The 14678-nt window shown below is 52.2% G+C and carries 7 protein-coding genes (1 of these 7 only partly in view); all 7 read left to right on the forward strand.

What is annotated here, in order from left to right; genetic code table 11:
• Positions 1-6342, forward strand: coding sequence for an S-layer homology domain-containing protein (locus PJDR2_RS31755; RefSeq protein ID WP_015842590.1), 6342 nt, complete (start codon positions 1-3; stop codon positions 6340-6342).
• A 163-nt stretch (positions 6343-6505) separates the two neighbouring features.
• Complete coding sequence (locus tag PJDR2_RS04960; protein ID WP_015842591.1) at positions 6506-8077, forward strand: ABC transporter substrate-binding protein; 1572 nt, start codon at positions 6506-6508, stop codon at positions 8075-8077.
• A gap of 37 nt (positions 8078-8114) precedes the next feature.
• Entirely contained in the window at positions 8115-9872 is a 1758-nt protein-coding gene (locus PJDR2_RS04965) for a cache domain-containing sensor histidine kinase (RefSeq protein ID WP_015842592.1), read from the forward strand.
• On the forward strand, positions 9869-11479 hold the full coding sequence (locus PJDR2_RS04970; RefSeq protein ID WP_015842593.1) for a helix-turn-helix domain-containing protein: 1611 nt from the start codon (positions 9869-9871) through the stop codon (positions 11477-11479). The genes PJDR2_RS04965 and PJDR2_RS04970 overlap by 4 nt, the downstream gene beginning before the upstream one ends.
• Positions 11480-11595: 116 nt before the next feature.
• Complete coding sequence (locus PJDR2_RS04975) at positions 11596-13155, forward strand: spore germination protein (protein WP_015842594.1); 1560 nt, start codon at positions 11596-11598, stop codon at positions 13153-13155.
• Positions 13152-14276: a GerAB/ArcD/ProY family transporter gene (locus tag PJDR2_RS04980; RefSeq protein WP_015842595.1), complete on the forward strand. Its 1125-nt coding sequence runs from the start codon at positions 13152-13154 to the stop codon at positions 14274-14276. Before PJDR2_RS04975 ends, PJDR2_RS04980 begins: the two co-directional genes overlap by 4 nt.
• Positions 14257-14678 carry the 5' end (the start) of a Ger(x)C family spore germination protein gene (locus PJDR2_RS04985; protein WP_015842596.1) on the forward strand. The gene runs 844 nt beyond the window's last position, so 422 of the gene's 1266 nt are visible here — the first part of the coding sequence; it begins with the start codon at positions 14257-14259; its stop codon lies beyond the right edge, outside the window. Before PJDR2_RS04980 ends, PJDR2_RS04985 begins: the two co-directional genes overlap by 20 nt.

Consider the following 14678-nt stretch of genomic DNA (forward strand, 5'->3'; position numbering starts at 1 on the left):
ATGCCGTCATTACTAAAGAAGCTGATGATTGTTTGCATGGCGCTCCTCATTGCGATCCCCCCGCTGTCCGCTAGCGCGGACGGCGTTTCCGGGATTAATAATGAAGACGCTTACATTCGAATTCATAATCCTTGGCAAGGGTATTCGCTTTATGAGGATGCCGAAGGTAAAGTGCGTTACGGTTTTCCCGCGGTAAACGATCCTTATGCGCAATGGACAATTGAGGAGAAGGATGGACGTAAGCGTTTCAAGAATCGCGCTACCGGCCATTACATGAACTCGGAGCAAGTGACGGATGCGAATATTACGAATGCGGTTGAGAGCTCGGCTATAAGCGAAGGCTCGTTATCCGACACTTGGGATATTGCGGAAGTATCAAGCAAGCCGGGGGAGTTCAATATTGTAAGCACGCGCAATCCGTCCTGGATTGTTAACTTCCAGATTCAAGACGGCAAGGTGCAGGCGAACAACTGGGCGCAAAAGGATTGGGGGAGCGCGGCATGGACGCTTGAACCCGCCGAAGCAACCGAGCCGGTTCGGATCGTTAACCCGTGGAACGGCTCCTATTTATATGAAGAAGGCGGAGAAGTGAAATACGGAGAAGTCGCTTTAAACCATGCATCTTCGCAATGGTTCGTCGAAGACAAGGATGGCTACCAACGTCTCAAGAACCGAGCGACCGGACATTACCTTCATTCGCAGGCGATTGCCGCGGAGCAAATTACGAATCCGGTTGGCATTTCCGCGATTGGCGAGGGCTGGACATCGGATTTATGGTCCCTGGAAGCGGCTGACGACAATGGCGGCATTCATATTGTCAGCTCCCGTGATAACAGCTGGGTCGTTAATATTCAAGGCACCGGTAACGGTCCGGACGGCATTGTCCGCGCGAATAACTGGGCGCAGAAGAGCTGGGGCAGCGCCGTCTGGAAGCTTGAGCCCGCTGCGGATTCTACTCCAAAGCGGATCAAGAACAACTGGAAGGGTACCTATTTGTACGAAGAGGACGGCCAGATCAAATATGGCGAACCGCCCTATACTGATAAGGCGTCGCAATGGATTCTAACCGACACGGCAAACGGGACGCTGCTGCGTAATCTTGCAACCGGTCATTACGCAACAAGCGTCGACTACGTTGGAGCAACACCGCTCTCCGCGGAGGGCTCGCCAGGCGCGGATTCGGCCTGGATTGTTGCGGCAGCCAAGAACGACAGCGGCGGTGAAGTCGAAGGCTACTTCACGCTAAGAAGCGCGGCAAGCGCAAGCAGCTTTATCAACGTACAGAATCAAGACGGCTTTGCTCAGGGAAATAACTGGGCGCAGGCCACGTGGGGCAGCGCGCAATGGGCGCTGGAGGATCCGGCTCCGCCGAAAGAACCCGTTGTTCCGTATATCCGGATCAAGAATAATTGGCTGCAATTGTATTTGTTCGAGGATGCAAACGGCGTTGTCCAGTACGGCAATGTACAGCCTTCGGACCGGAATGCGCAATGGCTGGTTGAGGATCATGACGGCGTAAAGCGGATTAAGAACCGCGGGACCGGTCATTATTTGAACAATGATGGAGTAGCGGGCGACCGCGACGCATTAAAGTCCACTGCCTTGGACGATGATTCAACGGCGGGCGATTGGACGATCGAGACATATCAAGGCTATAAGCTGATCGGCAAGTCTGGCGATGCCAGCGGCAAATACGTCAACGTCGAGAACAAGCTGAAGCATGCGCAGCTTAGCGTGGTGCCTAAGGATTGGGGCAGCCCGAAATGGGAGTTTATTACGGTAGGTGAAACAGCGCCAGCTTATGTGCGCCTGAAGAATAGCTATTTTGGCCAATATCTCTTTGAGGGCGAGAATGGCAAGGTTGCATACGGCCAGCCTGCTGCGGATGATCCGGCTTCCCAATGGTCCATCGAGACCGCTCCGCAAGGCGTATATATCGTGAACAAGGCGACTGGTCATATGATCTCCAACGAGAACATTAACCGTGCCGAGATTGAAGAAAACCCGCATCTCAAACCGCTGGAAAGCTTGACGCTTGATAAATCATGGGGCAGCGTGCAGTGGGAGATGACGGATGTTGAAGGTTCCGCGAATGCGAAAGTATTCAGCAATGGCTGGAATGCGAATTGGAATAACGAGCCTGCCCGCATTCATATGCAGGACCAGACCGGCTATGGTCAGGCGAGCCCGATTCCTGCCGACTGGGGCAGCGCGCAGTGGGTGCTGGAGCCCGCACTTGAAGCACCGGCGGAGTTGCCGGAAGGTTATATCCGCATCAAGAACGAAGCTTCCGGCCAATACCTGTATGAGAATGGCAGGAACGTTGTTTTGTACGGAACGCCGGCTGCCAATAACGCGGCTTCGCATTGGAAGATTACAAGCAAGGAAGGCAAGCAGCTGATCGTAAACCGGGCGACCGGCAACGCGATTTCAATCGAACATCTGCAGAGTTACCTCGAGACAACGGCATCACCGTCTGCGGACGACACGAAGGTGCAATGGGTAGTGGAAAATGCTCCTGCAGCCGGCCTTTATCTGCTCCGCAGCGCGGCTCAAGGTTATGAAGATAATTATATCCATACCGAAGACCTGCAGGGTTATGCGCAATATGAATTGAGATCGACTGAAAGCCGCGGCGTGCAATGGAGATTCGAAGCGGCGCCTGCGGAAGCGGTAACGGTACCGCCGGTTGACGGTCCGGCAAATGCGGTAACTCCGGTATTGAAGGAGCTTAACGCGGTCCGAATTGTGGACGCTGTCAGCGGCAAAGCATTGATTGAACGCAATGGCGTTGTGGTGGCGGATACGCCTGCTGCTGCCGACGGCAAAGCGGCGGAATGGCTGCCGCAGGATTATAACGGCCATAAGCAATACGTGAATCAGGCAACCGGCCGCAAGCTAGCCGTGAAGGCAAGCGGCCAGGCAACCGCGTTGACCGAGGGGGCAAGCTTGTCCACGCAATGGGATGTCTCGTCTTACGGGGGTTACCAAGTGCTCGGCAACGCTTCTGCCACAGGGCAATACTTGACGGTTGGTGCCGCTGGCACTGTATCCGCTCAAGCCGTAGAAGCGTCCGAAGCCGCGGCGCATTGGCAGCTGCAAGCGGTGAAGAGCGATATCCGTTACGAAGCGGAAGATGCGTTTATGACGGGCGGGATAACAGCAAATGGAACAGCTGTTACGGGCTTTACTCAAGAGGATGCGGCCTTGCTTTTTGCCGCAAGTACGGACAAAGCAGATAACTACTCCGCTAAGATTCGTTTCCGGAATAACGACAGCAGCACAAAAACGTTAGCCCTTTACGTCAACGGTCTGAAGCAAACCGCTGCCGCCGAGTTTCCAAGCACGGGCAGCAGCTGGTCAGACCTTACTCTGGAGCTGCCGCTTCGTGCCGGCATGAATACCGTATCGCTTCAATACGATAACGGCAGTACAGGCGGTATCGATGTAGATTACCTCCTCGTGCACAATGCGGTGAGCAAGGATTACCGCGGAGCGACCGTTCCGTTTACAACCTATGAAGCGGAGCATGGCATGACAAACGGTACTCTTATTGAAGAAGACCGTACGTTCAAGACTTTCGCTTCCGAGGCCTCCGGCAGAGAGGCGGTTCGTCTGGATGCAACGGGGCAATATGTCGAGTTCAAGACAACCGGACAGGCTAATGCGTTGACCATGCGTTATATCATCCCGGACTCCCCGGCGGGTGACGGCGAAGAGCATACGCTGACGCTTTACGTTAATGGCGAAAAACAAGGCAAGATCAACTTGTCCAGCAAGTACAGCTGGGTATACGGCAAATATCCGTGGACGAATAATCCGGCCGACGGGGATGCCCACCGCTTCTATGATGAGTCCCGCTTATTAATAGGCGATGTAGCAGCAGGTTCAACCATTCGCCTTGTGAAAGAAGCTGACGATAACGCCGAATATTACTTGGTGGACTTGGTTGATCTGGAGCAAGCGCCTGATGCTTACTCGAAGCCGGAAGGTTATTTATCGGTGGCGGACTTTGGAGCAACAGCGGACGACAGCTCCGACGACTCGGCCGCATTCGAAGCCGCAATCGCGGCTGCTAAGGAGCAAGGCGCCGGCGTATGGATTCCGGCAGGAAGCTTTAATCTTGCGCAAGGACCTCTCCATATCGATAATGTAACGATTCGCGGTGCTGGAATCTGGCATACGGAGCTGCATGGCGCAGGCTTCCTGGTGGAGGGAAGCAAGGTTCGCGTCTACGATTTGTATATGGATCTTGGCGTAACCGGACGTCATGACGAGCTGCGCGAAGCGGGCTTTGACGGAACGTTTGGCCAAGGCTCCATCATACAGAATGTATGGATCGAGCATGCCAAGGCGGGCATCTGGTCGATGCGCAGCGATGAGGGAGTGGTAACGGACGGCCTGTACGTTGGCGGAGTGCGTATCCGCGATACTTACGCTGACGGCATCAATTTTACAACGGGTACGCGAAATTCGATGATCGAGCAGACGTTTATCCGCAACTCCGGCGATGACAGCATCGCGCTTTGGTCGCAGAAGCCGGAAGGCGTATCCAACGATGACAGCCGGGTAAGCAACAATACAGTAAGGTTCAATACGGTACAGCTGCCTTGGCTTGCCGATAACGTGGCTATTTTCGGAGGACGCGATAACAAAGTGCAGGATAATATCCTGTCGGATACGGTTGGCTTTGGCGCGGGGATTGCGGTATCCACACGCTTTAATCCGGTTGCCTTTGACGGCACGACGCTCATCGAGCGCAACACGCTGATCCGTACCGGCGGCCGCGAGCCTAGCTGGGGGCAGAGCTTCGGAGCGATCTGGCTGTTCACGGGCGATAAGCCGATTGACGCCGATATTGCAATCCGCAACAACACAGCGCTGGATAGCACTTATCAAGGCCTGTACGTGAACGGACCCAACGCGATAACTAACGCTTCCCGCAGCATTACGATCGAGAACTACGTCATTGACGGTACCGGCACATGGGGCATCCATGTCAACAATGACGCAAGTGGTTCCATTAATCTGGATAATGTCATTGTCCGCAATACGAAGATTGGTCCTGTCTTTAATGCGAATTCCACAGGGTTTGAATTGCGCGCGATTACGCATGAAGACAACCCGGGCTCCGGCAATACGGGCGGTGGCGGTTCAACACCGGTTGAGCCATCCGTTAACTATGACGCAGATCTGCAAGCCGGACTAACCGCGGGCAAAAAAGAAATCGTCATCGACCTGGCGGCGGGCGGTAACTTGGGCACTGCCGAATTCTCTGCCGCTGTACTGAAGGCTGCAGCATCCGCAACGCAAGAAGCATCTATCGTCATCCGTTATGGAGGTATGACTTACACGCTTCCATCGACGATTTGGACCATTCTGGAGGAAGCGGGTTATGCGGATGCATTGGCAGCAGCGAATGCCAAGCTGACGCTGACACTTTCGCCGGCCTCCGGCACGCTGGCCGACGAGATGAAGAGCAAAGCCGCTTCCGCAGGCTTTACCCTTGCCGGCAATCCGGTTTCCTTCGAGCTGACGCTGCAGTCCGGCGGCCAGTCCATACCGGTCCATCAATTCGGCAAGCAGTTCGTTGCAAGAAGCTTTACGTTTAATGGTCAGTTAGATCAAGAGCACGGCTCTGTTGTTGTTTACGATCCGGCAACCGGCCAGTTCAGAACGGTGCCTGCATGGTTCGCAAGCCAAGGCGGAAATACGGTCGTAACGGTACTGAGCACAACAAACAGCTTGTACGCCGTTGCGGTTACGGATACTACCTTTAGGGATATCGCTGTCCATTGGGCCAAGGACGATATTCTGCTGTTAGCAAACAAACGGATAGTGAACGGCGTATCAACGGATCTGTTCGCGCCAAACCGCAATATTACGAGAGCCGAGTTCGCTGCGCTAGTTGTAAAAGCACTCGGCCTTGCATCAGGCAGTGATGAAGCAACACAATCCTTTACGGATGTTACTTCACCCGCCTGGTACGCTTCTTATGTGAAGACAGCCGTTCAATACGGCATTGTAAAAGGCATGAGTGACGGGACATTCCGTCCGAATCAGGAAATTACCCGCCAGGAAATGGCCGTTATGCTGGCACGGGCATTGGAACTTGTAACGAAGCACGAACAAACCCAATCCGAAGCGCCGGAAGCGGCTTTCCCGCAAGACGGCAGCCAGATTGCCGATTGGGCGCAGTCCGCAATCAACAAGCTTGTTGCCGCCGGAATCATGGAAGGCAAATCATCCGGCAAGTTTGCGCCGCTCGACCAAGCTTCGCGCGCTGAAGCAGCCGTAACATTGAAGCGTCTGCTGCAGGCAGGCGGTCTGATGAACAAATAATAGCGAGTCCAGGCAAGCCGGTCAGGGAGTGTTTCCCGGACCGGCTGTTTGCCATGCTCTCAAGGTCACAATCTTACTATTAAAAGTTACAATTAGAGTAGTCGGAAAGAATCAGGCCGTTGTATGATGAGGTATCTAACCTTGTGCCAAGGAGACGAGTGACATGTTCAATAGAGCTAACAAGAAAGCGCTTCCAATAATTGTGGGATCGCTGCTCGTCGTTGCTATTCTAATCGCTTTCTCGACGATGTACGGACAAACGCCCAAGCCGGTCAAATCACCGGCCGATTCGAATATAGCCCGGACCCAAGAAGATACGGAAGCCAAACCGAAACCGGCAGCCGGCAGCGATACCGACCGGCTGGTTATGGTTTTCCCCGCGGGTAATGTGCCGAAGGATCTTAACCTTGTTGAGGATAAAATAAACGACTACCTCATGAAGAAAATTAACGCAACCGTGGATATCCGCACGATCGACATGGGCTCCTGGTGGGATAAGACGGGGCTGATGTTCGCATCGGGCGAGCAGATGGACATTGTTTTTACGGCAGGCTGGATGCGTTTCGGAGACGAGATTGCGAAGGGGCGCTATCTTCCGCTGGATGAATTGCTGGACAAATACGGATCGGGTATCCGCAAGATTCTGGATCCTTCCATTCTGGAGGCCAGCAAAGTAAACGGCAAGCTGTACGGCATTGTGACCAACAAGGAGTTTGCCTCCAGCAAAGGGCTTGTGCTCCGTCAGGATCTGGTCGACAAGTACGATATCGATCTGTCGCAGGTCAAGACATTGGCCGATTTTGGCCCAATCTTCGAGAAGATCAAGCAGGATGAACCGGAGCTGGCTCCGCTGCAGGCAAGGGCAGACCGCAGTCCGCTTACGTTTATGATGCAATACGGCATTTTCGACATGCTGGGAGAAGGTCCGGGCGTTCTGCGCCGTGAAGGGCAGTCGACAAAGGTGCTAAGTATGGCGGAGACTCCTGAATTTATGGCTTATGCCAAGCTGCTCTACGAGTGGAACCGGAAGGGATACCTTAATGCGGATGCCACAACGTCGAAGGATAACGAATATGACGCGGTAAAAGCCGGCAACGCCTTTGCTTATGCGGAATCGCTGAAGCCGGGTTTTGAGATCCAGGCGTCCAGGGATACCGGATATCCGATGATAAGCGTGGAACTGACGAAGCCCTATACCACTACGGCGGATACAACAAGCGCGATGTTTGCGATCACCCGCAATGCGAAGCATCCGGAGAAATCGATGCTGCTGCTTAATCTCCTATACACCGATCCTTATTTGCTGAACCTGCTGGATTGGGGCATCGAGGGGATTCATTATGTCAAGAAATCCGACAACGTCATTGGGTACCCGCCCGGCGTTGACGCGAAGACGGTTGGCTACAATCTGAACCAGCCGTGGATGTTTGGCAATCAATTGAATTCCTATCTGTGGGAAAACGAGAACCCGGGATTATGGGAGGAATACCGCAGCTATAACGAGCAGGCGGATAAGTCGAAGGCGCTGGGCTTTGTTTTTAACCCGGAGCGGGTGAAGGCGGAGATTGCGGCTTCGATTCTGGTCGAGAAGGAATTTATGCCGGCCTTTAATACCGGTGCGCAGGACCCGGAGAAAATCATTCCGATGTACGTAAGCAAGCTGAAGGCGGCGGGAGCCGATAAGGTTGTCCGGGAGAAGCAGCGCCAGCTTGATCTATGGCTTGCGAATCACTAGCCGCCGGCAACGTCTCAATGAGGAGAGGAGAAAGGTTATGAGACAAGCAACGATGCGTTCCAGACTGATACTTGGCTTTGGTCTCGTTATTATCCCTCTCGTCATTTTGCTGTTGTGGAACAATCTTTACGCGACGAAGGTTGTCCATTCCCAGGTGGCGCAGTCGAACCGCAACATGCTTACCATGTACATGAACGATATGGACCAGGTTCTTGGCGAGATCGAGAACTATCTTTATAAAGCGGCGGAACAGGATCAAAGCCTGATTTCGCTCAGCCAATACGATAAGGACAGCTGGGAGTATTATTTGTCCACGACGCAGACGGCAAACGATCTGGATTTGAACATCAACTATTACGACTCGGCGGATGTTTTGTTCGCTTACGGCGGGAAATACAAGGAGCTTCTGGTCGCCCAGCAGCAATCCGTTACCTATGCCCGCAAGCAGGAGATTCAGTCCAAGCTGAAGGAGCTGCTGGCGGGTAACGATCCAGCGCTTCGCGCGGGCTGGAAGGTTGTCGAGCTGAAGGGGCAATATGCTCTCGTCCGCGTTGTGGATACGAATTACGACTCTTATATCGGAGCATGGATTGACCTCAACCGGTTGATGGAGCCCATTCGCCAGTTGGGTCAGGGAGGCAAGGCGGAAGCGCTTCTGGTATCGGGGGAAGGGGAACCTCTATCAACGGTAGGAACATCAATCCGCCAGGAGGTTGAAGCTTTTGACCTGACGGCTTATATGGATAACGGGAATGCGGCTTACAATATCGTCAAGCTAGGCAATCCGTATTTGCTTGTAGCCAAGAGCTCCCGGATGGCGGATATGAACCTGATCTTCCTTCTTCCGGAGCGCAAGCTTCTGGAAGGTCTTCCGATTTTCCGCAAAATGACGTATCTCATTCCGATGCTGGCGGCGATCATGCTGGGACTCTATCTCTTATTCCTGCAAAATTCGATCGTGAAGCCAATCCATCATTTTATTAAAGGGATGCGGAAAATCCGTTCCGGCGACCTGAGCGTCCGGATGGAGGATTACAAGCTTCAGGAGTTTATAACGCTCAAAGAGACGTTTAACGGCATGGCCCAGCAGATTGAGCATTTGAAGATTGATATTTACGAGGAGCAGCTGCGGACGCAGAAGGCGGAGCTAAAGCATCTGCAAGCCCAGATCCACCCCCATTTCTTCATGAACTCTCTGAATATCGTCTATCAGCTCGCCCAGATCAAAGACTATGAAGTCATCCAGCATATGTCCCTTCATCTTGTGAGGTATTTCCGGTTTACGACCCGCACTCAGGTATCAACGGTGACCGTGAAAGAAGAAGCCGAGCATATTTTCCATTATCTATCCATTCAGAAATACCGGTTCCCGGAGACGCTTGCCTTTGATTTCCAAGTTGATCCGGCGCTCGAGAAGATGAGCATTCCGCCGCTGACTATTCAGCCGATGGTTGAAAACGCGATGGTGCACGGCTTCTCGATCCGCACGGGCTCGCCGTTCCATATCCGGGTGAAGGTATCGGCCGAGGGCGAAGGGGAGGACGCAGAGCTGATCATTGAGGTGGAAGATAATGGAAAAGGTCTAACGGAGGAGCAAATGGAGCATTTGCGTACAAAGGTTCATTCGCTTGAGCCCGGTGACGGCAGCTTAGGGCTGTGGAACGTTGTCCGGCGATGCAGGCTCTACTATAAAGGAACAGTCAGAATGGCATTTGGCGGCGCGGATCCGCAAGGCGCGGTCGTAACGCTTCGGGTGCCGAGATACAAATCGGGTGAAAGGGAGCCGGGACTATGATACGGGTACTTATTGTCGATGATGAGATCTATGCGGTAAAAGGACTCCGTTCCGGCGTACGCTGGGAGTTGATCGGGGTAGACGGGGTATATGAAGCTTATCATGCTCCAATGGCGCAGCAACTGCTGCTTGAACAGCCAATTGATATTGTCATTTGCGATATCGAAATGCCGGAGATCAGCGGTCTTGAATTGATGGAATGGGTAAAAGAGCGCGGCATGTTCCCGGAGACGATTGTCTTGACCTGCCATTCGGAGTTCGAGTACGCCAAGCGCGCGATTCATCTGGGCAGCTTTGAATATCTGCTGAAGCCCGTTGTTTATACCGAGCTGGAGGAGACGCTGCTTACCGCCATCTCCCGGGTGAAGGAGAAGCGGAGAATCAGTGAGACCGACGACCAGTACAACAAGATTGTTGAGTTGTGGAACAGCCGCAAGCCGATGCTTGTCGAGCGGTTCTGGCAGGATCTGCTCGAACGGAGAGTTTCAAGTAATCCGGAAGCTATTCGTCAATCACTCTCCGCTTACGATATGCGGATGAGTACAGTTGAACAGGTACGCCTCATCCTAATTAGCGTGGAGAGCTGGGAACGTCCGCTTAACGAGCGGGATGAGCTTATAATGGAATTTGCGCTGCGCAAATCGGCCGATGAGCTGCTGCTCGAGAAGCTTCCCGGCAACGTTATCCAGGATCACCGGGGCAATATTCTTGTGGTGCTGCATCTAGGCGAGGTCGAAGCGGCTAGAGAAGAAATCGAGGCGTTATGCCGGAATTACGTTGAAGCCTGCAGGCAGTATTTCTATTGCCGGCTCTCCTGTTATGTAGGTCAATTAACCGCCGTAACGGAAGTGCTGCAAAGCTATCTGGCGCTGCTTAACAAGGAATACCGCAATGTGAGTATGGCAGGCGGCGTAATTTGGAGCGAGGACCCGATGAGCAACACGGTGAAACCAGCCGTTAGCTTTACGGAGTCCATGCTGGATTGGGCTGATTTGCTCGAGCAGGGGAGCACGACGGAGCTCTCTCTCAAACTTAAAGAATGGACCAATTCTATTGATCCTGGTAAAGCAACGGTTGAGACGCTAACCGCTTCCTACCATGCGCTCTTGCAAGTCATCTATTATGCGATGCACCGCAAGGGGCTCCAAGCCCAGCAGCTTTACGAGAATCACGCTTGCTCCAGCGTGGAGACCGCAACCCGTTCCGTTGTACAGTTCAAGTTATGGGTAAGCTGTATAGCCGAAGCCGCGGGCAGCCTGTTTACGAGAACGATGACGGTAAGTCCAATTGTACAAAAGGTAAAAGCGTATATTGCCGAGCATCTGAACGAAGAGCTTTCCCGCGAGCAGCTGGCGTCTATTGCTTTTGTTAATCCGGCCTATCTGTCCCGCTTGTTCCGGAAGGAGACCGGCATGGTGCTGACCGATTATATATTGAAGGAAAGAATGGAAAGAGCCGCGGAGCTGCTGGCTACGACGGACCGCAGCATCAGCGAGATTGCCGACGGGCTCAGCTACGGAAATTTCTCTTATTTCGCCAGATTGTTCCGCAAGGTTCACGGAGTTACGCCGCAGGAATACCGCAAGCCTTACCGCAAAGTACAGTAAAATCAATGGAAATAGCCCCTTTTCGCTTACCACCTTCTCAGGTGGTTTTTTTGTTTTTTCATAAAATTTCCTTTCGCGGGCATCATGAAGTTAAAAGAATTGGCGGGAGGATGTATATGGAGCATAACGGACAACCATTAGAGCAGCCATCGAAACCATTTGCATCCGTCAGCGACAACTTAGCTTTTATCAGGCAATCTCTTGGCTCACCCAATGATTTATTGATCCGCACCTTTCGGATGGCGGAAGGTGAAAAAGCAGCGGTTGTATGTATCGAAGGCCTGGCTGACAAGCAGGTTATTCAGAATCAGGTTATCAGCCAGCTGATGCAGGAAAGCGGAAGCCGTTTTGCCCGTACGGACCGTACCGAGAATACCGGACAGATGGACGATGAATACAGCAGAGGAACCGAAGCGCAAACGACCGAGCAGCTTTCTCTGCAGGACTTGAGGCGTTCTTCGGATTGGGATGACATTATGCTGACAATCCTGTCCGGAGATGCCGCTCTATTTGTGGAAGACATGGAAGAGACGGTTCTGATCGGAAGCAAAGGCTGGAAAAGCCGGGCGATAGAGGAACCGCAGACCGAATCGCTTATCCGCGGACCAAGGGACGGATTCACGGAAGACCTCCGGACAAATACGGCATTAATTAGAAGAAGGATCCGGGATTCCCATCTCCGGTTCGACTCTTATTGCATCGGACGCAGATCAAGGAAGGATGTAACGGTAGCCTATATAGAGGGTATTGCAAACCCAATGCTCGTGAACGAAGTGAAGCGGAGAGTCGGTACGATTGATATGGATGATCCGGAAGGATCGGGTTTTATCGAGCAATGGATTCAGGACCATTACTGGTCGCCTTTCCCGCAAATTATGAACACGGAGCGTCCGGATAAGGTGTCTGGTGCCTTGCTGCAGGGCAAAGTGGCGGTTCTTGTGGACGGTACTCCGTTTCAATTGGTTATGCCGGTGACGATCGGTTCCTTTATTCAATCGCCGGAGGATTATTACCAGAACTGGATACTGTCGAGCGTACTTCGGATTTTACGCGTTTTTGCCGTTTTTATAGCCTTATTTCTGCCGGGGTTATATATCGCGCTGTTGGAATATCATCACGGAATGCTGCCGTCCAAGCTTGCCTTTTCCGTAGCGGGGACAAGAGAAGGGGTTCCTTTCCCGGCTGTTGTGGAGACTTTTCTAATGGAAGCAACCTTGGAGCTTTTACGGGAAGCGGGCGTTCGGCTGCCGAAATCGATTGGCCAGACGATCGGGGTTGTAGGCGGTCTGGTTATTGGCGAGGCGGCGGTAACGGCAGGCATCGTAAGTCCGGTAATGGTGGTTGTAGTGGCTGTTACCGCTATCGCGTCGTTTGCCATTCCTTCCTATGGGTTTGCAATATCCATTCGGTTAATGCGGTTTCTTATTATGATCGCGGGAAGTGTATTTGGGCTCTACGGCATTGTACTAGCTATGATTATCACTTGTATCCATCTCGTGAATTTAAGGAGCTTTGGCATTCCGTATACCGCACCGCTTGCGCCGCTTCGCTTGTCGGACTGGCGGGACCTTATTTACCGGCTGCCCGTCATTCGTATGTCCCATAGACCGGAAATATTGGAAACGATGGATACGAAAAGATTGAATACTAGCAGCAAAAGAAAGGGATCATCATGAGAATTAACAGCTACGGCGAAAAACCTTTATCTTCTTTGGAGATGGGCATGACGACAACCTCCATGCTGATTGGCGTAGGGATTCTGACGCTTCCCCGCTCGGTGGCAACCTACACGGCCTCGTTTGATGGCTGGATGAGTATTCTGCTTGCGGGCAGTATTGCGCTTCTTGCAGGCTGGCTAGTTTCCAAGGTAGCAGTCCGGGCGGGGAGTAAACCGTTTCTGGAATATTCGGTAACCCTGGTAGGCAGGCCGGTCACTTATATAATTGCGGCTCTCCAGTTCAGCTATTTCTTAGGCTTCTGCTCCTTTGAGACAAGGGCAATCGCCAACATTTCGAAGCAATACTTATTTGACCGAACACCGGTTGAGTATATCTCGCTAGTGTTTGTTTTGGTTGTTGTCTACGGGGTAGCCGGCAGCAGGTCGGGGCTGCTTCGTCTGAATGTTCTGTTCCTCCCCTCGGTTCTGATTATGGTTGCGATTGTTGTCTGCTTCGGGTACAGATGGTATGAATTCGATAATCTGAAGCCGTTTTTTATTACCCCGCCAATCGGCATTGCGCAGGGGATGAAAGAGGTTGTCTACTCCCTGCTCGGGTTTGAGATTATTTTGTATTACATCGTGTTTATGGAGCGTCCGGAAAAGGCGCCTAAAGCCGTAATGTCAGGCATTGCATTGACAGTCTTTATCTACCTGGTTATCTATCATCTTGCTATCGGCATTTTCTCGAATATTGGAACCATGAACATCGTATATCCAACCATTGAGCTGGCGAAGGAAATCCAGTTCCCGGGCAACTTCTTCGAGCGGTTTGAATCGTTGTTTTTTGTCATCTGGATTATGACGATCTACAACACAGCGGCCATGGGGTTTGATTTGGCTAACGAATGCCTGTCTTTTCTGTTCAAAAAACTAACCAAACGCTACAGGCTGCTTATTATTGCACCCATAGCTTATATGATCTGCATGGCTCCGGGTGATATGGCGGAATTCACGACCCTTGGTAACATCATCAGCTATATGGCGATCATTTCCGGCATATTATTGCCGATCTCGCTTCTGATGTTTGGGGGAAAGAAGAAAAAGGAGGAGAAGGCAAATGATAAGAGCGGCGCGTAGAGGTAGACGAATGCTGCTCTTGGCAATGGCTTCTTCTGTTCTTCTCTCAGGCTGCTGGGACAGGGTTGAGATCGATCAGCGCGGTTTTGTAGTAGGAGTAGGGATTGACGAACCGGCTAAAAAAGAAGGGAAGCAGGATAGCGGAAATCAGCAAGACAGTAATCAGGATAGCGGAAATCAATCACAAGATAAGCAGAAGGGCTCTTCCAAGCAGACATTTAAAGTCGTCTACCAAATTGTTATGCCCGCGGAGCTTAGCACAAATAAGGCGGATAGCGGCGTAAGCGGAGGCAAAGCTTTTTTTAATATGGCGGTAGAGGAAAATACGATGGCGACTTCGATGGCAAAGCTCTCCCAGCGTTTGAGCCGCGCTCCTTTTTTTGAACATTTAAAGGTCATTGT

The sequence above is a fragment of the Paenibacillus sp. JDR-2 genome (assembly GCF_000023585.1).
Taxonomy (GTDB): domain Bacteria; phylum Bacillota; class Bacilli; order Paenibacillales; family Paenibacillaceae; genus Pristimantibacillus.